At 72.0% G+C, this 19,021-nt stretch carries 19 protein-coding genes; 6 read left to right on the top strand and 13 right to left on the bottom strand.

Going from position 1 to position 19,021, the window contains the following annotated elements; translation table 11 throughout:
- Nucleotides 1-50 precede the first annotated feature (50 nt).
- Nucleotides 51-533 (top strand): bacterioferritin, encoded by a 483-nt coding sequence (gene bfr, locus AB0C59_RS23295; protein ID WP_363007535.1) that lies wholly within the window; start codon nt 51-53, stop codon nt 531-533.
- Here the strand turns inward: bfr and AB0C59_RS23300 are convergent.
- Nucleotides 530-781, bottom strand: a complete 252-nt coding sequence (locus AB0C59_RS23300) for a (2Fe-2S)-binding protein (RefSeq protein WP_363007537.1) — start codon at nt 779-781, stop codon at nt 530-532. The genes bfr and AB0C59_RS23300 overlap by 4 nt on opposite strands.
- Nucleotides 782-947: 166 nt before the next feature.
- Complete coding sequence (locus AB0C59_RS23305; RefSeq protein ID WP_363007539.1) at nt 948-2,300, bottom strand: class II 3-deoxy-7-phosphoheptulonate synthase; 1,353 nt, start codon at nt 2,298-2,300, stop codon at nt 948-950.
- Nucleotides 2,301-2,432: 132 nt separating this feature from the next.
- On the opposite strand from AB0C59_RS23305, the gene AB0C59_RS23310 reads away from it, so the two are divergent.
- Together AB0C59_RS23310 and AB0C59_RS23315 are read left to right on the top strand one after the other, a co-directional pair.
- A complete protein-coding gene (locus AB0C59_RS23310) occupies nt 2,433-2,489 on the top strand; it encodes a trp operon leader peptide (protein WP_363007623.1) in 57 nt (18 codons plus the stop codon).
- A gap of 101 nt (nt 2,490-2,590) precedes the next feature.
- Nucleotides 2,591-4,474, top strand: a complete 1,884-nt coding sequence (locus AB0C59_RS23315; protein WP_363007541.1) for an anthranilate synthase family protein — start codon at nt 2,591-2,593, stop codon at nt 4,472-4,474.
- Nucleotides 4,475-4,536: 62 nt separating this feature from the next.
- Here the strand turns inward: AB0C59_RS23315 and AB0C59_RS23320 are convergent, their stop codons facing one another.
- The 4 genes from AB0C59_RS23320 to AB0C59_RS23335 form a co-directional block, all read right to left on the bottom strand.
- The gene (locus tag AB0C59_RS23320; protein WP_363007543.1) at nt 4,537-5,565 is read right to left on the bottom strand and encodes a 6-phosphofructokinase; all 1,029 of its coding nucleotides are present in this window, start codon (nt 5,563-5,565) and stop codon (nt 4,537-4,539) included.
- A 154-nt stretch (nt 5,566-5,719) separates the two neighbouring features.
- The gene (locus AB0C59_RS23325) at nt 5,720-6,409 is read right to left on the bottom strand and encodes a response regulator transcription factor (RefSeq protein ID WP_363007545.1); all 690 of its coding nucleotides are present in this window, start codon (nt 6,407-6,409) and stop codon (nt 5,720-5,722) included.
- Complete coding sequence (locus AB0C59_RS23330; RefSeq protein WP_363007547.1) at nt 6,387-7,646, bottom strand: DUF5931 domain-containing protein; 1,260 nt, start codon at nt 7,644-7,646, stop codon at nt 6,387-6,389. The genes AB0C59_RS23325 and AB0C59_RS23330 overlap by 23 nt, the downstream gene beginning before the upstream one ends.
- Before the next feature lie 85 nt (nt 7,647-7,731).
- Nucleotides 7,732-8,565 (bottom strand): lysophospholipid acyltransferase family protein, encoded by an 834-nt coding sequence (locus AB0C59_RS23335; protein WP_363007625.1) that lies wholly within the window; start codon nt 8,563-8,565, stop codon nt 7,732-7,734.
- Nucleotides 8,566-8,764: 199 nt separating this feature from the next.
- Between AB0C59_RS23335 and AB0C59_RS23340 the strand changes: the two genes are divergently transcribed.
- Both AB0C59_RS23340 and AB0C59_RS23345 read left to right on the top strand, forming a co-directional pair.
- Nucleotides 8,765-9,544: an alpha/beta fold hydrolase gene (locus AB0C59_RS23340; protein WP_363007549.1), complete on the top strand. Its 780-nt coding sequence runs from the start codon at nt 8,765-8,767 to the stop codon at nt 9,542-9,544.
- On the top strand, nt 9,537-10,094 hold the full coding sequence (locus tag AB0C59_RS23345) for a hypothetical protein (protein ID WP_363007551.1): 558 nt from the start codon (nt 9,537-9,539) through the stop codon (nt 10,092-10,094). The genes AB0C59_RS23340 and AB0C59_RS23345 overlap by 8 nt, the downstream gene beginning before the upstream one ends.
- A gap of 13 nt (nt 10,095-10,107) precedes the next feature.
- Here the strand turns inward: AB0C59_RS23345 and AB0C59_RS23350 are convergent, their stop codons facing one another.
- From AB0C59_RS23350 to AB0C59_RS23375, 6 genes are all read right to left on the bottom strand, one after another.
- On the bottom strand, nt 10,108-10,863 hold the full coding sequence (locus tag AB0C59_RS23350; protein WP_363007553.1) for an endonuclease/exonuclease/phosphatase family protein: 756 nt from the start codon (nt 10,861-10,863) through the stop codon (nt 10,108-10,110).
- A 60-nt stretch (nt 10,864-10,923) separates the two neighbouring features.
- Nucleotides 10,924-11,877, bottom strand: a complete 954-nt coding sequence (locus AB0C59_RS23355; RefSeq protein ID WP_363007555.1) for an ROK family glucokinase — start codon at nt 11,875-11,877, stop codon at nt 10,924-10,926.
- A gap of 174 nt (nt 11,878-12,051) precedes the next feature.
- Nucleotides 12,052-12,438 carry a DUF5304 domain-containing protein gene (locus AB0C59_RS23360; RefSeq protein WP_363007557.1) on the bottom strand — a complete coding sequence of 129 codons (387 nt, stop codon included), beginning with the start codon at nt 12,436-12,438 and terminating at the stop codon, nt 12,052-12,054.
- A gap of 55 nt (nt 12,439-12,493) precedes the next feature.
- Complete coding sequence (locus AB0C59_RS23365) at nt 12,494-13,675, bottom strand: ArsA-related P-loop ATPase (RefSeq protein ID WP_363007559.1); 1,182 nt, start codon at nt 13,673-13,675, stop codon at nt 12,494-12,496.
- Nucleotides 13,676-13,745: 70 nt separating this feature from the next.
- Entirely contained in the window at nt 13,746-14,189 is a 444-nt protein-coding gene (locus AB0C59_RS23370) for an SRPBCC family protein (protein WP_363007561.1), read from the bottom strand.
- Nucleotides 14,190-14,313: 124 nt separating this feature from the next.
- Entirely contained in the window at nt 14,314-15,069 is a 756-nt protein-coding gene (locus tag AB0C59_RS23375) for a metallophosphoesterase (protein ID WP_363007627.1), read from the bottom strand.
- Nucleotides 15,070-15,441: 372 nt separating this feature from the next.
- Here AB0C59_RS23375 and AB0C59_RS23380 point away from each other — a divergent pair, with 372 nt between their 5' ends.
- Nucleotides 15,442-17,238: an AMP-binding protein gene (locus tag AB0C59_RS23380; RefSeq protein ID WP_363007563.1), complete on the top strand. Its 1,797-nt coding sequence runs from the start codon at nt 15,442-15,444 to the stop codon at nt 17,236-17,238.
- Between the two features lie 16 nt (nt 17,239-17,254).
- Here the strand turns inward: AB0C59_RS23380 and AB0C59_RS23385 are convergent, their stop codons facing one another.
- Complete coding sequence (locus AB0C59_RS23385; RefSeq protein ID WP_363007565.1) at nt 17,255-18,841, bottom strand: GMC oxidoreductase; 1,587 nt, start codon at nt 18,839-18,841, stop codon at nt 17,255-17,257.
- Nucleotides 18,842-19,021 lie beyond the last annotated feature (180 nt).

The following is a 19,021-nucleotide window of genomic DNA, read 5'->3' on the forward strand; positions in this document are numbered from 1 at the left end:
TGCAATCATGCGGCGCATCCCGCCAGTCACGCTTGGAAGGAGCCCGCGCGATGCAGGGCGACCCGGAGGTCATCGAATTCCTCAACGAGCAGCTCACCGGTGAGCTGACCGCGATCAACCAGTACTTCCTGCACGCGAAGATGCAGGAGAACCTCGGGTGGTACAAGCTCGCCACGTACACCCGGCGGGAGTCGTTCGACGAGATGAAGCACGCCGAGGTGCTGACCGACCGCATCCTCTTCCTGGACGGGCTGCCGAACTACCAGCGGCTCTTCCACGTGCGGGTGGGGCAGACGGTCAAGGAGATGTTCGAGGCCGACCGCGAGATCGAGGTCGAGGCGATCGACCGGCTCAAGCGGGGCGTCAGGGTGATGCGGGAGAAGGGCGACATCACGTCGGCGAACATCTTCGAGTCGATCCTGGAGGACGAGGAGCACCACATCGACTACCTGGACACTCAGCTCGACCTGGTGGACAAGCTCGGCGAGGCGCTCTACATCGCGCAGCTCATCGAGCAGCCGGAAGAGGGCTAGGCCGCGTCTCCCAGGCCCTCGGCACCGGCCACGGAGGACAGGACGGGCCTGCCCCGGTCGGCGAGCTCCCGGCGCGGGCAGGCGCCCCGGCCCAGCAGCGCCTGGATGCGCCGCACGCACGAGCCGCAGTCGGTGCCCGCCTTGCAGGCGGACGCGATCTGCCGGGGAGTGCAGGCGCCGTCGTCCACGTGCTTCTTGACCTGCTGCTCGGTGACGCCGAAGCAACTGCAGACGTACACGTGGTTCACCTCCCGGCGGGTTCTGCGGGTCGTGCCCTCCCGGCTCCCTGGTCGGTGAGGCAAACCTAACCTTACCCGTCGTGCCGTACCGGTGAAAGTGGGGTGGGGCGCGGATCCTCTGTGATCCGCGCCCCACCCCACTGCGCCGTTCCGGGCCCGGTCGGCCCGGGGTCCGCTACTGGTCCCGGTACATCTCCGCGACGAGGAACGCCAGGTCGAGGGACTGGCTGCGGTTCAGACGCGGGTCGCACGCCGTCTCGTAGCGCTGGTGCAGGTCGTCGACGAAGATCTCGTCGCCGCCGCCCACGCACTCGGTGACGTCGTCGCCGGTCAGCTCCACGTGGATACCGCCCGGGTGGGTGCCGAGCGCCTTGTGGACCTCGAAGAAGCCCTTCACCTCGTCCAGCACGTCGTCGAAGCGCCGGGTCTTGTGGCCGGAGGCCGCCTCGAAGGTGTTGCCGTGCATCGGGTCGGTCACCCAGGCCACCGCCGCGCCGGACGCCGTGACCTTCTCCACCAGCTCGGGCAGCCGGTCACGGACCTTGTCGGCGCCCATGCGCACGACGAAGGTGAGCCGGCCCGGCTCGCGGTCCGGGTCCAGACGCTCGATGTACTGCAGCGCCTCCTCGGCCGTCGTCGTCGGACCGAGCTTGATGCCGATCGGGTTGCGGATCTTCGAGGCGAACTCGATGTGCGCGCCGTCCAGCTGCCGCGTGCGCTCACCGATCCACACCATGTGCGCGGAGACGTCGTACAGCCGGCCGGTGCGCGAGTCGACGCGGGTCAGCGCGGACTCGTAGTCGAGCAGCAGCGCCTCGTGCGAGGAGAAGAACTCGACGGTCTTGAACTCCTCCGGGTCCGTGCCGCAGGCGCGCATGAAGTTCAGCGCGTTGTCGATCTCCCGCGCCAGCTGCTCGTAGCGCTGCCCGGACGGCGAGGACTTCACGAAGTCCTGGTTCCAGGCGTGCACCTGGCGCAGGTCCGCGTAGCCGCCGGTGGTGAAGGCGCGCACCAGGTTCAGCGTGGAGGCGGACGCGTGGTACATGCGGCGCAGCCGCTCCGGGTCCGGGATCCGGGACTTCTCGGTGAACTCGAAGCCGTTGACCGAGTCGCCCCGGTACACGGGCAGGGTCACGCCGTCACGGGTCTCCATGGGCTTGGAGCGCGGCTTGGAGTACTGGCCGGCGATACGGCCGACCTTCACCACCGGCACCGAGGCCGCGTAGGTGAGCACGGCACCCATCTGGAGCAGGGTCTTGAGCTTGGCGCGGATGTGGTCGGCACCCACGGCGTCGAAGGACTCGGCGCAGTCGCCGCCCTGGAGCAGGAACGCCTCGCCCCTGGCGACGGCTCCCATCCGGGCGCGCAGCTGGTCGCACTCGCCCGCGAAGACGAGCGGCGGATACGACTCGAGGTCCGCGATCACTGCGCGCAGAGCCTCGGTGTCGGGGTACTCGGGCTGCTGCGCCGCGGGCAGGTCTCGCCAGGTGTTGCCAGCATGTGCGCTGGTCTTAGCGTTCACGGTCACGAGCCCCAGACTACGGGGTCGATTCCGGCCGCCGGTCCAAAGCCCAGCAAGTGAGACGCCCGGAACAGTCCGTGGACACAGGGGCGCGGTGAAGGGGCGGTCCCGCGGCGCGCGTGGGGTACAGTGCGGCACATGTTCGCGCACACGACCCGGAACTGGTGGTGGACCGCTCCTTCGGCGGCCCACTGACGCGCGTACCCACGACTTCGCGAAGGCCGCCCCGAGGGGCGGCCTTCCGTGTTTCCGGGCACCGGGGCCGTTCCCTCTCCGAGAAGAGAAGGAACCCCACGATGCCTCTGTCCGACCTGCTGGACGATCACCGTCCGTTCGCCCTGCTGCGCCGCCGCACCCCGGGGCGCGACCACGACACGGTGGAGGTGCTGATCGGCGACGTCACCCCCTGTGAGCGGCTCGCCGACCTCCCCGAGGAGTGCCTGGCCCTCGTCCCCTTCCGGCAGATCCGCGAGCGCGGCTTCGACGTCCGCGACGACGGGACCCCGCTGCTGGCCCTGCGGCCCGAGGAGTCGTACGAGATCCCCCTGGACGAGGCCCTGAGCGAGCTTCCCGACCATGACGTCCGCGTGCGGGACGGCGGCTTCGACGTGTCCGACGAGGAGTACGCCCGGATCGTCGACCGGGTGCTGCGGGAGGAGATCGGGCGCGGGGAGGGCGCCAACTTCGTCGTCCGGCGCACGTTCCGGGGCACCGTCGCCGGCTTCGGGCGCGGCGACGCCCTCGCACTGTTCCGCCGGCTGCTGGTCGGCGAGCGGGGCGCCTACTGGACCTTCGTCGTCCACACCGGCCGGCGCACGCTGGTGGGCGCGAGCCCCGAGGTGCATGTGCGGATGTCCGGCGGGACGGTCGTGATGAACCCGATCAGCGGGACCTACCGCTACCCCGAGGGCGGTCCCCGCCCCGAGCACCTGCTCCGGTTCCTGGCCGACGGCAAGGAGATCGAGGAGCTGTCGATGGTCGTCGACGAGGAACTCAAGATGATGTGCACGGTCGGCGACCGGGGCGGTGTCGTCGTCGGCCCGCGCCTGAAGGAGATGGCCCACCTCGCGCACACGGAGTACGAGCTGCGCGGCAGGTCGACCCTGGACCCGCGCGAGGTGCTGCGGGAGACCATGTTCGCGGCGACCGTCACCGGGTCGCCCGTGCAGAACGCGTGCCGGGTGATCGAGCGGCACGAGAGGACCGGCCGCGGCTACTACGCGGGCGCGCTGGCGCTGCTGGGCCGGGACGGCGGGGGCGCGCCGACACTCGACTCGCCCATCCTGATCCGCACCGCGGACATCGACGGGGAGGGACGGCTGGGGGTGGCCGTCGGCGCGACCCTGGTGCGCGGCTCGGATCCGGCGGGCGAGGTGGCGGAGACGCACGCCAAGGCGGCGGGGGTGCTGGCGGCGCTGGGGGCACGCCCGGCGCGTGCGCACGCGGAGAGGACGGGGCCGCTGCTGGCGGACGACCCCCGGGTGCGGGCCGCGCTCGACGGGCGGCGCGCGATGCTCGCGCCGTTCTGGCTGCGGATGCGGGAGGAGGCGCCGGAGTCGGAGTCGGCCGGGCACGCCTTCGTGGTGGATGCCGAGGACACGTTCACCGCGATGCTGGCGCATGTGCTGCGGTCGACGGGGCTGCGGGTGACGGTACGGCGGTACGACGCGCCGGGGCTGCGGGAGGCGGTGCTCGCGCACGAGGGGGTCGTGGTGCTGGGCCCCGGGCCCGGCGACCCGGCGGATCTCACCGATCCGAAGATGCGGTTCCTGCGGGAGCTCACCGCCGAGGTGCTCCGCGGGCACCGGTACGGCGTCCTCGGCGTCTGCCTGGGGCAGGAGCTGATCGCGGCCGAGCTGGGGCTGGAGATCGCGCGCAAGGAGGTGCCGTACCAGGGTGCGCAGACCCGGATCGACCTGTTCGGGCGGGCGGAGACCGTCGGGTTCTACAACAGCTTCACCGCCCGGTGCGACGACGAGACGGCCGGTGAGCTGGCCGCGCACGGGATCGCCGTCAGCCGGGACGTCGGCGGGGAGGTGCACGCCCTGCGGGGGCCCGGGTTCGGTGGGGTGCAGTTCCATCCGGAGTCCGTGCTGACGTCGAACGGCGTCGCGATCGTCCGGGAACTGGTCGCGCACGTGTCCCGGGGCTGCCGCCCCCAGGCGGCCGCCTCGACCTGAACGGCCCCGCCCCCGCGCGCCGGACGGCCGCGCCCGTGCCGTCCGGCGCGCGAGGGGCCTCGTCAGCCGAAGAACACCCCGACCTCGGCGTACAGCTTCGGGTCGACCGTCTTCAGCTTGGCCGTGGCCTCCGCGATCGGGACGCGGACGATGTCCGTTCCGCGCAGGGCGACCATCTTTCCGAAGTCCCCGTCGCGGACCGCCTCGATCGCGTGCAGTCCGAAGCGGGTGGCGAGCCAGCGGTCGAAGGCGCTGGGTGTGCCGCCGCGCTGGACGTGTCCGAGGACGGTCGTCCGGGCCTCCTTCCCGGTGCGCCGCTCGATCTCGTGGGCCAGCCATTCGCCGACGCCCGAGAGGCGGACGTGTCCGAAGGAGTCCACCGACTGGTCCTTGAGCACCATGTCGCCGTCCTTCGGCACGGCGCCCTCCGCCACCACCACGATCGGCGCGTACGACGCCTTGAAGCGGGAGGTCACCCAGGCGCACACCTGGTCGACGTCGAAGCGCTGCTCGGGGATGAGGATGGCGTTGGCTCCGCCGGCGAGCCCCGAGTGGACGGCGATCCAGCCCGCGTGGCGGCCCATCACCTCGACCACCAGGACCCGCATGTGGGACTCGGCCGTCGTGTGCAGGCGGTCGATCGCCTCGGTCGCGATGTTGACGGCGGTGTCGAAGCCGAAGGTGTAGTCCGTGGCGGACAGGTCGTTGTCGATGGTCTTGGGCACGCCGACGACCTGGACGCCGTACTCGTCGGCCAGGCGCGCGGCGACCCCCAGGGTGTCCTCGCCGCCGATCGCCACGAGCGCGTCGACCTCCTCCTTGGCGAGGGTGTCCTTGATCCGGCGGATGCCGTTCTCCTGCTTCAGGGGGTTGGTCCGGGAGGAGCCGAGGATCGTGCCGCCGCGGGGCAGGATGCCGCGCACCGCGGGGATGTCGAGCCGGACGGTGTCGCCTTCGAGGGGGCCGCGCCAGCCGTCCCTGAAGCCGACGAAGTCGTAGCCGTACTCCTGCACGCCCTTGCGCACGATGCCCCGGATGACGGCGTTGAGCCCGGGGCAGTCGCCGCCTCCGGTCAGTACTCCGACCCGCATGGAATTGTCCCTTCACCGCGGTTGCCTGAGCGATTGGCTGATACGGGCCACGCTAGTGGTGACCCATGTCACTCCGGCAGGACGCGAGCGGCCGACTCCGGTGAAACGTCGGGGAGTTGATCACCCCGAATTCACTCGAAAGAGGGTACTGCGGCTACGCGCCGTCGAGACCCCGCTCTATCGCGTACCGCACCAGCTCCACCCGGTTGTGCAACTGGAGTTTGCCCAGGGTGTTCTGGACGTGGTTCTGCACGGTGCGGTGCGAGATCACCAGGCGTTCGGCGATCTGCTTGTAGCTCAGGCCCTTGGCGACCAGCCGCAGCACCTCGGTCTCCCGGTCGGTCAGCCGCGGCGCGCCGGGCTCGTCGGTGTCCGGCGCGGGGGCGGGCTCACTGGCCAGTCGCCGGTACTCGCCGAGGACCAGCCCCGCGAGGCCCGGCGTGAACACCGGGTCGCCGTCCGCGGTGCGGCGCACCGCGTCGATCAGCTCCTGGGTCGAGGCGGACTTCAGCAGGTAGCCGGTCGCGCCCGACTTCACCGCCTCCAGCACGTCCGCGTGCTCCCCGCTCGCCGACAGCACCAGGACGCGCGGCGAGGGCTCGGCGCCCACGAGTTCCCTGCAGACCTGGACGCCCGGTTTCACGGGCAGGTTCAGGTCCAGGACGAGGACGTCGGGCGTGACGGCCCGGGCCCGCCGTACGGCCTGCTCGCCGTCGCCCGCGGTGGCGACCACCTCGAACCCGGCCTCGGCGAGGTCGCGGGCGACCGCGTCGCGCCACATGGGGTGGTCGTCCACCACCATGACCCTGACCGGGGAGCGCTCACCGGTGGTGTCCGCCGTCATCCTCGTCCCGCCTTCCCTGTGGGGCACGCACGCCCGTCGGGCGCTTCGGTGTCCTCAGTTCCACTTCGGTGCCCTGGCCGGGCACCGAGATCAGCTCGGCCGTGCCGCCGATGTCGCGCAGCCGCCCGCGGATCGACTGGGCGACCCCGAGCCGCCCCTCCGACTCGGCCTCGGCGAGCCGTCCCTCCGGGATGCCGGGGCCGTCGTCCCGCACGGTCACCACGACCGTGTCCGGCTCGTCCTCGACCAGGATCCAGGCGTGAGCGCCGTCCCCGGCGTGCCGGTCGACGTTGTCGAGGGCGGCGCCGACCGCGGCGGCGAGTTCCCGCGCGGCCCCGGGGGCGAGCGGCACCGGGGTGCCCGGTTGGGAGAGGGTCACCCGGGCGCCGACGTAGGGGTTCAGCAGCGGGCGCAGGTCGAGGGGGCCGTCCCCGGTGTCCGGTCGGCCGGACGAAGCGCCCGCCGGATCCGGTGCCGTGCCGGGCGCGGTGGCGTGCCGGGGCGTCAGGCCTCCGGCGACCAGGGTGCGCAGCGCGATCTCCTGTTCGCCCGCCAGCCGGCCGAGTTCCGCGGCCTCGCCGCCCAGGGCGGAGCCGCGCCGCTGCACCATGGCGAGCACCTGGAGCACGCCGTCGTGGATGTCCCGGGCGAGCCGCTCCCGCTCCCGGGTCGCGGCCTGGATCTCCAGGGCGCGGGCGAGGGTGCGCTCCGAGGCGCGGGCGACCTCGACGACGTACCCGATGCCGGTGGCGGCGACCCAGACGAGCACCACGTTGTGGAGGGTGTCGCGGGCCGGGGTGCCGCGTTCGATCAGGTCGGCGACGGCGACCGCGGTGGAGGCGCAGGCGCCCCAGCGCCAGCCGCCCTTGATCGCGAACGCCAGGACGGCCCCGGCGGTCCAGATCGAGGGCAGGGTGGGTCCGCCGTCGGCGATCCGCTCGGGGCTGGCCGCGAGCGGGGTGATGAGGATGCCGGTGAGCGCGATGGTGAGGTCGACGGCCAGGAAGGGCCGGGTGCAGTTCGCGGCGTTGGCGACCCTGGGGAGCGTGGACAGCGTCCACAGGCCGAGGACGACGTAGTAGGCGATGGCCACGCGCGGGTGGGCGAACTGCCCGTACGCGCTGGCGAAGAACCCGATCGCGTACAGCATCGTCAGCACGCGGTAGGCCGTGAGCGCGCGCCACAGCGGCTGCTCCACCGACATCATGACGACGCGCTCGCGCTTGGCCCTGGCCATGTCCCCCACCCCGAGTCGACCGACGGCGTGCCTGGCGGTCCGCGGGAGCCGGCCGGACCCGCGGGGACCCGCTGGTGCCGCGGCTCTAGGAACCCGCCGGTTCCTTTCCTGCCTGCTCCGCCACGGCCGTCCCGTCCCGCTCCGCGTGGGCCCCCGGGTCCTCCCCGGTTCCCTGGGCCTCGGCGGCTTCCTTCTGGGCCTGCTTCTCGGCCTGGTGCGCCTGCTTCTCCGCCTGCTTCTCGGCCTTCGCCGCCTCCGCGATCTGCCGCTTGGCGGCCGTCGCGTAGATGTCGACGTACTCCTGGCCGGAGAGCTTCATGATCTCGTACATGACCTCGTCGGTCACCGCGCGCAGCACGAAGCGGTCGCCGTCCATGCCGTGGTAGCGGCTGAAGTCGAGCGGCTTGCCGATGCGGATGCCCGGACGCATCAGCTTGGGCATGACCTTGCCGGGGGGCTGGATCTTCTCGGTGTCGATCATGGCGACCGGGATCACGGGCGCCCCGGTGGCCAGCGCGACCCGGGCGAGACCGCCGGGCTTGCCGCGGTACAGGCGCCCGTCGGGCGACCGGGTGCCCTCCGGGTAGATCCCGAACAGCTCACCGCGCTCCAGGACCTCGATGCCGCTCCTGATGGCGGCCTCGCCCGCGCCGCGCGCGCCCGAGCGGTCCACCGGGAGCTGGCCGACGCCCTTGAAGAAGGCCGCGGTCATCCGCCCCTTCACTCCCGGGGTCGTGAAGTACTCGGCCTTCGCGATGAAGGTGACCTTGCGGTTGAGCATCGTGGGCAGGAAGAACGAGTCCGAGAAGGAGAGGTGGTTGCTCGCCAGGATCGCGGGCCCCTCGGCGGGGATGTTCTCCAGACCTTCCACCCAGGGCCTGAAAGTGAGCTTCAGCGGCCCCCCGATGGCCACCTTCATCGCGCCGTACAACAACCGAGTTCCTCCTGTGTCTGTGACACAGACCTTAACCCGCTCCGCCGCAAAGAGCGCCGACGGCCCTGGTCGGTGTCAGTGCGGTCGCGTACGGTGAAGTACCTGCACCCGAGATGTGTCCGTTCCGCGTCTTTCGATCCGCTTCCGCTGCCTGAACATCCGATTCTCTGAACAGGAGACCGACGTGCCGGTCCTTCCTGGAGCCGAGCCGTTCCGCCATGACGGCGGGGAGGTCGGCGTCCTCCTCTGCCATGGTTTCACCGGTTCCCCGCAGTCGCTGCGCCCCTGGGGGGAGTATCTGGCCGGGCGCGGCCTGACCGTGTCGCTGCCGCTGCTGCCCGGGCACGGCACGCGCTGGCAGGACATGCAGCTCACCGGCTGGCAGGACTGGTACGCGGAGGTGGACCGCGCGCTGCGGGTCCTGCGCGAGCGGTGCGCCCAGGTGTTCGTGGCGGGCCTGTCCATGGGCGGTGCCCTGGCCCTGCGGCTGGCCGCCCGGCACGGTGCGGGGGTCGCCGGGGTCATCGTGGTGAACCCGGCGAACAAGGTGCACGGCCGATCCGCGTACGCCCTTCCGGTGGCCCGCCATCTGGTGCCTTCCACGAAGGGGATCGCCAGCGACATCGCCAAGGGCGGTGGCACCGAGCTGGGCTACGACCGGGTGCCCCTGCACGCGGCGCACTCCCTGCGGAACTTCCTGCGGATGCTGGACGGCGAGCTGCCGCGGGTCACCCAGCCGGTGCTGCTGCTGCGCAGCCCCCAGGACCACGTCGTCCCGCCGGCCGACTCGGCGCGGATCCTCGGGCGGATCTCCTCGGCGGATGTGCGGGAGGTCCTGCTGGAACAGAGTTACCACGTGGCGACGTTGGACCACGACGCGGACCGGATCTTCGAGGAGAGCCATACGTTCATCGGCCGGATCGCGCCCAGTGTCGGCAAAGAAGGGACGGCCGCAGGTGGCTGAGCACGACTCCGACCGCGAGGACCGCGAGCCGGACGAGAAGGGCGTGCCCTTCGACGAGGAGGCCGCCTGGGCGGCGATCGTCGCCGGGTACGGGGAGGAGCCGTCGGACCCGCCGGGCGCGAGGCCCTTCCGGTCGGTCGAGGATCTGGCGCTGCCCGCCTGGGAGCCGGAGGACGCCACGGGCGAGGGCGCGCAGGACGAGCCGGCCGCCCCGCTCGGCGGCTCGGTCACGTTCGCGCCCGGCGTGGGTCCGCGCGACCACAGCCCGCCGGAGCCGTCCGAGGACGACTTCGGGCCGGACGACGAGGGCCACTTCGTGCCGCCGGAGCCGCCGCCGCTGCCCGAGGCCGACACGACGGCGAAGTTCGCGTGGCTCGGGCTGGTCGGCGGACCCGTGCTGCTCCTGCTGGCGATACTCCTGGGCTGGGAGATGACCTGGTGGCTCACCACGCTCGGCATCGGAGGCTTCCTGGGCGGCTGCGCCACGCTGGTGGCGCGCATGCGCACGGGCGAGGACGACGACGACCCGGGGCGGGGCGCGGTGGTCTGACCCGCCGCGGGCCCTACGACGCGGGGATCCTGAGGGCGGCCAGGACCGGAAGGTGGTCCGAGGCCGCCCTCAGGTCGTCCCGGGACACTCCCGGGTGACCGAGCGGGACACCGCAGCCGAGGACCTCGACGCCGCTCGTGGCGAAGATCGCGTCGATGCGGCGGTGCGGGTCCAGCGGCGTCCAGGTGTGCTCCCCGCCCCAGGGCGCGACGGTCCGGGCGTCCCGCAGGTCCCTCGCCAGCCGCTCGAAGGCGGGGCCGCCGGGGGCTTCGTTCAGGTCGCCGCCGGCGAGGGCGCAGGCCGGGCCCGTCGCGGCGATCCGGTCGATCCGGTCCAGGAGCAGGCCCGCCTGGGCGTACCGCTCCCGCTTCTCCAGGCTCAGGTGAAAGCTGACGACACCGAGCCGGGCGCCCGCGAAGCGTACGACCGCCGTCGCGAGGCCCCTGCGGTGCAGGCCGGGGGTGAGCGGCAGCAGCACGTCCTCGGTGTGCTCGACGGTGGCGCGCAGCGAGCACAGGATCGCGGGTCCCGCCGCGGTGGCTCCGCCGGTCAGGAGCACGAGGCCCGAGGCGGCGGCGAGCCGGGCCAGTTTCTTGCGCCAGCGGAAGAAGCGCGGGGCTTCCTGGATCAGGACCAGGTCGGGGGCGCAGGCCGTGATGATCCTGGCCAGGGCCTGGGTGTCGTCGCGCATCGAGCGGATGTTGTAGCTCAGCACGCGGAGGACGGCGCCGCCGTCGGGCTCGGTGCGGGAGTCGGGCAGCAGCGCCATGCGGATCAATGTACGCCCGGCCCCGCGCCCTGGGGAGGGCACGAGGCCGGGGGGGGTGCCTCACATGATCGGGTCGGGCTCCCGGGCCAGGTCCGCGGCGCCGACGAGGCCCGCCTCGTTGCCCAGCTGGGCCGCGATGACGTCGGCCACCGGGCGCCAGTTGCCGCCCACCAGCCAGCGCTTGTACGACTTACGGATCGGGTCGAGGACCAGTTCGCCCTCGTCCGAGAGACCGCCGCCGACGATGAAGGCGGAGGGGTCGAAGAGCGAGGCCAGGTCCGCCAGGCCCGCGCCCGCCCAGCGGGCCAGCTCCCGGTAGGAGTCGACGGCCACCGGGTCGCCCTGGCGGGCGGCCATGGAGATGTGCTTGCCCTCGATGCCCTCCGGGGTGCCGTCGCCGAGCGAGAGCAGCAGTTCGGCGTGCTCGGGGGTGGCGTTGGCCCGCTGCTTCGCGTACCGGACGAGCGCGCGGCCGGAGGCGTACTGCTCCCAGCAGCCCTGGGAGCCGCAGCCGCAGAGCAGCCCGTCCGGGACCATCCGGATGTGGCCGAACTCGGCGGCCACGCCGAAGTGGCCGCGGCGGAGCTTGTTGCCGATGATGATCCCGCCGCCGAGGCCGGTGCCGAGCGTGATGCAGATGACGTTGCGGTGGCCCTTGCCCGCGCCGAACTTGTACTCGCCCCAGGCGGCGGCGTTCGCGTCGTTCTCCACGACCACCGGGAGGCCGGTGCGGGCCTCGACCTTCTCCTTGAGCGGCTCCTGGCGCCAGTCGATGTTGGGGGCGAAGTAGACCGTGGACCGCTGGCGGTTGACGTAGCCGGCGGCACCGATGCCGACGCCGACGATCTCGTGTCCCACGCGGGCGCCGTCGACGGCTGCGGCGATGGCGTCCACGATGGCGTCCGGCGTGGCCGGGGTCGGCACCTTGTGGGTCGAGAGGATGTTTCCTTCCTCGTCGACCACGCCGGCCGCGATCTTGGTGCCGCCGATGTCGACGCCGATGGTGAGTCCCATGAATCCCTCAGTTCCGGTCGAGCCCCGCTACGGCCCACCGTACCCGAGGGGTCTGAGCGGCGACGGATCCCCGCTCAGGGCCACGGGCCCCTCAAAGGGGGCCCGGGGAACTGCGCGGCACGCCACGACACACCCGCACGGGACGACGCACCGCGCGGGGCTCGCCCGGCGGGGTCAGTCCAGGTCGATCCGTTCGGTGGGGCCCTGGTTCTCCTCCGGAGGAGACGTCCACCGGCGCTCATGCCCCTCCACCGCGGAGCGGTACGCCGCCAGCAGCTCCGACCCCGCCGCGGCGAGGTGGTCGAAGACCTCCGGGTTGCGCTCGATCACCGGCTCCACCGCCGCCCTGACCTGCTGCACCATCCCGGACGCCGCCGCCCCGAACAGGGGTGACTGCATCCCGGACAGCTTGTCCGCGACCACGTCGACCAGCTTGCGCAGCTCGTCGGCCGCCGAGGTGGGCGGTTGGCCGGACTCGGCACGTCTGCGGGCCTTCTCCGCGGCGAGATCCTCGGCGCACGCCTTCGCCCATGCGTCGGACGCGGGGCCCTCTTCGCTCATGGCGGACTCCTGACTGCGGTTCGTACTCTCGACGTTACCCGAACGGGGGTACGTCTCACATGCCGCGCGGCCACAGCTCCGGATCGGGTGTGAAACGAATCCGCAGCTCACCGTCGCGCAGGGCCGCGCCCGCCACGGTGCAGCGGCGCAGTGCCGAGGGGAGCGTGAGGATCCGGCGGAAGGGACCGGCGCTGACCACGAGTTCGTCGCCGCGCCGTACGAGGTCCAGCTCCTCGCGTATCGCGCCGGGCAGCGGGATGTGCCACACCAGGACCCCGTCCTCGGCGAGCCGGTCGGCGACGGGCCACTCGACCGGGGCGGGCGAGGCCGCGGCCACGGCGGGGCCGGCGAGCGCGGCCAGGTCGTCGGTGCCGCGCGGTTCGTGCCCCAGGTGCGCCACGGCGTGCACGCCGTCCACCCCGGGCGTGTCCTGCCACTCGTCCAGGGTCTTGCGCTGCTGCGCGGCGAGCCCCGCGAACCAGGGGTCCCGCGCGCTGTCGGGAAGGACGCGGTTCGCGACCAGGAGTTCGGGGCGCAGGGCGCGCAGCGCCAGGCCGAGGACGGCGGTGTGCGCGGCGTCGGCGCCGGCCGGTCCGGGCTCGGCGACCAGCCACACCCCGGTGGCGCGGTCGGTGAGCACGGCCTCGACGGCGGCCAGCTCGACGTCCCAGCGGGCGGCGGTCTCGTAGAGCCACTCGGCGGGCATCGGGACCCCGGCGAGCCGGCCGAGGACGGGCCGCAGGGCGCGGGCCGCCTGCCGCTCGGGCGGGAGCAGCCGGCGCAGATAGCGGCGCAGTTCCTCGGGGAGGGCGAGCAGGGCGAGGGCCTGGGGCGCGGGGGGCAGGTCGACCACGAGGAGGTCGTACGCCTCGCTGAGCGCGGCGTCGCGCAGGGCGCGCAGCAGGGCGAGCTCCTCGGCACCGGGCAGCGGGGTGACCTCCTCGGCGGCCAGGCGGGCGGCGCCGAGCAGGTCGAGGGCCGTGGCCGCGCGCTCCTGGAAGGCGACGAGGTCGTCCCGGAAGTGGGCCGCGGCGTCGGGGCGCCACAGCGTGAGGCCCGGGGCGGCCTCGACGGGCGCGGCACCGGTGGGGACACCGAGGACCGCGCCGAGCGAGTCGGTCCGGTCGGCGCTGAGCACCAGGGTGCGGCTGCCCTCGCGGGCGGCCCGTAGCGCGGTGGCCGCGGCGACGGTGGTCCGGCCGGCGCCGCCGGGGCCGGTGATCAGGAGGGTGCGCATGGGGGTGAACGCTACCCGGGACCGGCCGGTGCGCCGCGCAGGGCACCGGGCGAGCCCGGAGGCGGGCCCGTCAGTGCTCGCCCGACTCCACGCGCTTCTTCAGTCCGGCCAGGGCCCGGTCGATGATGACCTTCTCGGCCTTGCGCTTGATCATGCCCAGCATCGGGATCTTGACGTCCACGGTCAGCCGGTAGGTGACCTCCGTGCCGCCCTGGCCCGCCGGCTTCAGCAGGTAGGAGCCGTCCAGGGTGCGGAGCATCTGGGACTTGACCATGGTCCAGGCGACCTCGCTGTCACCGATCCAGGTGTAGGCGAGCGTCTGGTCGTCCTTGATCGCTCCGGCGTCCATCACCAGGCGCACCTGCTCGGCGCGGCCCTGGGCGTCCGTGGAGAGGACCTCGGCCTCCTTCACCTCGCCCGTCCAGTCCGGGTAGCGCGCGAAGTCGGCGATCACCCGCATGACGTCGGCCTGGGCCGCCTCGATCGTGATGCTCGAACTGGTGTGTTCCGCCATCGCCGTGGCTCCTCCAGATGCGGTCCGGTCAGGGAGGGTCGTGCGCGCGTGCGCACGTCTGTGCAGCGTGAAGGCTACCGCGCGCGGGTGACGGCCCCGTCACCGCGTCCGGACCACCGGGCGCTCACCACTCCAGCACCCAGGGCCTGCCGGTGGACGCGAAGTGCCCCACGTTGACGCATTCGGTCGCCCCGACCCGCATCCGGGGGGCCAGCGGCTGGTGGACGTGGCCGAAGAGGGAGTAGCGCGGGCGGGTGCGGCGGATGGCGTCCAGCAGGGCGCGGCTGCCGCGTTCGAAGCGGCGCGCGACGGTGTCGTAGACCAGTTCGGGGACCTCGGGCGGGATGTGGGTGCACAGGACGTCCACCTCGCCCACGGCCTCGATCTTCGCCGCGTACTCCTCGTCGCTGATCTCGTAGGGGGTCCGCATCGGGGTGCGCAGCCCCCCGCCGACGAAGCCGAAGACGCGGCCGCCGATCTCCACCCGCTCGCCGTCCAGCACGGTCGTGCCCGGAGCGGCGAATTCCGGCCACAGGGAGGGAATGTCGACATTTCCGTAGGTCGCGTAGGTGGGCGCGGGGAACGCGGCGAACAGCTCCGCGTACTGCTTGCGCACCGCCTTCTCGATCGTCGCGTAGCGGTCCCCGTCGACCCCGGCCCACAGCGAGGCGCCCAGCGCCCTGGCCTCCTCGAAGCGGCGGGCGGTGCGCAGTTCGACCAGCCGGTCCGCGTTCTCCCTGCCGAACAGGTCGGGGAAGATGCCGCGGGAGTGGTCGGCGTAGTCGAGGAACAGCACCAGGTCTCCCAGGCAGACGAGCGCGTCCGCGCCGTCACCGGCCACGGCCAGGTCGCGCGCGTTGCCGTGCACGTCGCTGACCACATGGACGCGCGTTCGGGGGGTGCCGGGAAGTGCAGGTGCCATGCCGATCAAGCGTAGGGGTGTGCGGCATCGGTGAACAGTGGTGAACACTGGCGGTCGGACCTGCGATTACTGGCCAGTCCGGAAATCGGTGGACTACTGTGCGGCGAAGGATCGTCGGCTCGTGTGACGCACGGAACATCTCGCCGGGACCCCCTGTCGTAGAGGCCATACCGACGGGTAACGTCCGGGCAGTCCAGTTGTGCACAAAATTTCAGCCAACGGCTCCTGGGACGGGAACGTGGCAGGAATCGTGCGCATCCGCCCCAGCCTTGGACCGCACCGTCGATCACACAAAGTCGTGGCGTCGGCGCCCTATGAGGAGCAGCAGTCTTGCGCGAGTTCAGCCTTCCGGCTTTGTACGAGGTCCCTGCCGACGGCAACCTGGCCGACATCGTCCGCAGAAACGCCGCGCAGCATCCCGACGTCGCCGTCATCGCCCGCAAGGTGGCCGGTGTCTGGCAGGACGTCACCGCGACCACCTTCCTGGCCGAGGTGCAGGCCGCGGCGAAGGGGCTCATCGCCTCCGGTGTGCAGCCGGGCGACCGGGTGGGACTGATGTCCAGGACCCGCTACGAGTGGACGCTGCTCGACTTCGCGATCTGGAGCGCCGGCGCGGTCACCGTGCCGGTGTACGAGACCAGCTCGCCGGAGCAGGTCGAGTGGATCCTCAGCGACTCGGGCGCGACCGCCTGCGTCGTGGAGCTGGACGTGCACGCCGCGGCGGTCGAGTCGGTCCGCGAACGGCTGCCCGCCCTCAAGCACGTCTGGCAGATCGAGGCCGGCGGCGTGGAGGAGCTGGGGCGCCTCGGCCAGGACGTCGGCGACGCGACCCTTCAGGAGCGCAGCTCGCTCGCCAAGGCCGACGACCCGGCCACCATCGTCTACACCTCCGGCACCACCGGGCGCCCCAAGGGCTGCGTGCTCACCCACCGCAGCTTCTTCGCCGAGTGCGGCAACATCGTGGAGCGGCTGCGCCCCCTGTTCCGCACCGGCGAGTGCTCCGTGCTGCTGTTCCTGCCGCTGGCGCACGTCTTCGGGCGTCTGGTGCAGGTCGCGCCGATGATCGCGCCGATCAAGCTGGGCTGCGTCCCCGACATCAAGAACCTCACCGACGAACTGGCCTCGTTCCGGCCGACGCTGATCCTCGGTGTGCCGCGCGTCTTCGAGAAGGTCTACAACTCGGCCCGCGCCAAGGCGCAGGCGGACGGCAAGGGCAGGATCTTCGACAAGGCGGCGGACGCGGCCATCGCCTACAGCCGCGCCCTGGACACCCCGTCCGGTCCGTCCTTCGGCCTGAAGATCAAGCACAAGGCGTTCGACAAGCTCGTCTACAGCAAGCTGCGCGCCGTGCTGGGCGGTCGCGGCGAGTACGCCATCTCCGGCGGCGCTCCGCTGGGCGAGCGCCTCGGCCACTTCTTCCGCGGCATCGGCTTCACGGTCCTGGAGGGCTACGGCCTGACCGAGTCCTGCGCGGCGACCGCGTTCAACCCCTGGGACCGGCAGAAGATCGGCACGGTGGGCCAGCCGCTGCCGGGTTCCGTGGTGCGGATCGCCGACGACGGCGAGGTGCTGCTGCACGGCGAGCACCTGTTCAAGGGGTACTGGAACAACGAGGCGGCGACCGCCGAGGCGCTCGCCGACGGCTGGTTCCACACCGGTGACATCGGCACCCTGGACGAGGACGGCTACCTCAGGATCACCGGCCGCAAGAAGGAGATCATCGTCACGGCGGGCGGCAAGAACGTGGCCCCGGCCGTGATCGAGGACCGCATCCGGGCGCACGCGCTGGTCGCGGAGTGCATGGTGGTGGGTGACGGGCGGCCGTTCGTGGGCGCACTGGTCACCGTCGACGAGGAGTTCCTGGGCCGCTGGGCCGCCGAGCACGGCAAGCCGGCGGGTGCCACCGCGGCGTCGCTGCGCGAGGACCCGGATCTGATCGCTGCGATCCAGGACGCGGTCGACGACGGCAACGCCGCGGTGTCGAAGGCGGAATCGGTGCGGAAGTTCCGCATTCTGCCCTCCCAGTTCACCGAGGAGTCGGGCCACCTGACGCCGTCCCTGAAGCTCAAGCGCACGGTGGTGGCGCGGGATTACGCGGGCGAGGTCGAGGCCCTCTACCAGAAGTAGTCCTCGGCCCCCCACTTCATGACGCGGTGTCCTCGGCGAGGACCCGCGTCATGGTGCGTTCGGCGAGCGCGGTGATGGTGAGGAACGGGTTGACGCCGATGTTGCCGGGGACGAGGGAGCCGTCGGTGACGTACAGCTTCGGATAGCCCTTGACCCGGCCGTAGTCGTCGGTCGCCCGGCCGAGGACGCAGCCGCCGAGCGGGTGGTAGCAGAAGTCGTCGGCGAACACCTTGCTGGACGAACCGAACAGGTCGTACCGGTAGATGGTGAGGTTGGCCAGGTTGATCCGGTCGAACAGCTTCTTGGCCATGTTCACGGAGACGGCGCTCTGGCCCGCGGTCCAGCCCAGTTTCGCGGAGTCCGTGGCCGCGTCGTAGGTGAACGAGCCCCGCTGCGGGTTCTTGGTGATCGCCAGGTAGAGGCTGATCCAGTGCTCGAACCCCATGGGCAGCGGGGCGATCTCGGCGAAGACGGGGTTGTCGGCGTTGGCCCAGTCGTCGATGCCGAGGACGGGGATGGTGGCCTCGTTGGCCCCCACCGTGTCCCAGACGTGGTTGGCGCGGCCCACCATCACATTGCCGTTGGGGCCCCAGCCGGTGCCGACGCTGGCGTCCAGGGCGGGCAGCGCGCCGGTCTCCCGGGCGCGCAGCAGCAGTTCGGTGGTGCCGAGGCTGCCCGCGCCGAGGAAGAGGTACGTGCAGGAGTACTGCTTGGTCTCCACGACCTTGCCGGTGGTGTCGATGCGGTCGGCGGTCAGGACGTAGGACCCGTCGGGCGCGCGGTGCATCTCCCTGACCCGCTCCAGGGTGTTGATGGTGACGTTGCCGGTGCCGAGCGCGGCCGCCAGGTAGGTCTTGTCGAGGCTGCGCTTGCCCTGGTTGTTGCCGTAGATGACCTCCCCGGCGAGCGCGGACCTGGTGGCGGTGCCGGCGGCCTCGCGCTGCATGTAGGCGAAGTCGTAGACGTTCGGCACGAAGGTGGTCTTCAGGCCGGCGTTGGCCGCGGCCTTGCGGGAGGTACGGGCGAACCGGTACCAGTCCGTCGTCTCGAACCAGTTCGGGTCGACGGTGTTGACGCCGAGCATCGAGCTGGCGCGAGGGAAGTAGGTGGCGTACATCTCGGTGGCGTCGACCGTGGGGAACTGCTCGTGGAAGTAGGACTGGAGGGGGGTGACGGCCATGCCGCCGTTGACGAGGGAGCCGCCGCCGACGCCGCGGCCCACGTAGACGGACATGTTGTCGTAGTGCACGCGGTCCAGGACGCCGGGGTAGGAGGAGATGTTCCTGTTGACGAGGTCCAGCCACAGGAAGGTGGCCAGGGGCGCCTCGGTGCGGGTGCGGAACCACATGGACCGCTGGTCGGGGGCGTTGGTGGAGCAGAACACCTTGCCGTCGGGGCCGGGGGTGTTCCACAGGCGGCCCATCTCCAGGACGAGGGTGCGGATTCCGGCCTGACCGAGCCGGAGGGCGGCCACGGCGCCGCCGTAGCCGGAGCCGATGACGATGGCGGGGGCGGACTCCGTGGCGGCGGGCTCGGCGGCGTGGGCGGACTGGAGTCCTACGCGGGTGAAGCCGAGGGTGGCGGCGGTCTGGAGGGCGGCCATGCCGAGTATGTGACGTCTACTCAGGTGACGATGTGTCAGTTTTTCTGTCATGCGCGCAGCATCGGCGGAGGTTGTCGTTCCGGCTAGGGGGTTCACCGGATTTTTGCGCCAACCTGGCCGTTGTTGCCAACTGGGAGGGGGCGTGGCTGCTAGGGTGCGCGCCCCTTCCGGGGGCGGGCG

The organism is Streptomyces sp. NPDC048664, from assembly GCF_040650555.1.
Lineage (GTDB): Bacteria > Actinomycetota > Actinomycetes > Streptomycetales > Streptomycetaceae > Streptomyces.

Coding starts and splice junctions, on each gene's coding strand:
- bfr (WP_363007535.1), top strand. CDS start 51: ATGCAGGGCGACCCGGAGGTCATCGAATTCCTCAACGAGCAGCTCACC.
- AB0C59_RS23315 (WP_363007541.1), top strand. CDS start 2,591: ATGCCTCTGTCCGACCTGCTGGACGATCACCGTCCGTTCGCCCTGCTG.
- AB0C59_RS23320 (WP_363007543.1), bottom strand. CDS start 5,565: ATGCGGGTCGGAGTACTGACCGGAGGCGGCGACTGCCCCGGGCTCAAC.
- AB0C59_RS23325 (WP_363007545.1), bottom strand. CDS start 6,409: ATGACGGCGGACACCACCGGTGAGCGCTCCCCGGTCAGGGTCATGGTG.
- AB0C59_RS23330 (WP_363007547.1), bottom strand. CDS start 7,646: ATGGCCAGGGCCAAGCGCGAGCGCGTCGTCATGATGTCGGTGGAGCAG.
- AB0C59_RS23335 (WP_363007625.1), bottom strand. CDS start 8,565: ATGAAGGTGGCCATCGGGGGGCCGCTGAAGCTCACTTTCAGGCCCTGG.
- AB0C59_RS23350 (WP_363007553.1), bottom strand. CDS start 10,863: ATGGCGCTGCTGCCCGACTCCCGCACCGAGCCCGACGGCGGCGCCGTC.
- AB0C59_RS23355 (WP_363007555.1), bottom strand. CDS start 11,877: ATGGGACTCACCATCGGCGTCGACATCGGCGGCACCAAGATCGCGGCC.
- AB0C59_RS23360 (WP_363007557.1), bottom strand. CDS start 12,438: ATGAGCGAAGAGGGCCCCGCGTCCGACGCATGGGCGAAGGCGTGCGCC.
- AB0C59_RS23365 (WP_363007559.1), bottom strand. CDS start 13,675: ATGCGCACCCTCCTGATCACCGGCCCCGGCGGCGCCGGCCGGACCACC.
- AB0C59_RS23370 (WP_363007561.1), bottom strand. CDS start 14,189: ATGGCGGAACACACCAGTTCGAGCATCACGATCGAGGCGGCCCAGGCC.
- AB0C59_RS23385 (WP_363007565.1), bottom strand. CDS start 18,841: ATGGCCGCCCTCCAGACCGCCGCCACCCTCGGCTTCACCCGCGTAGGA.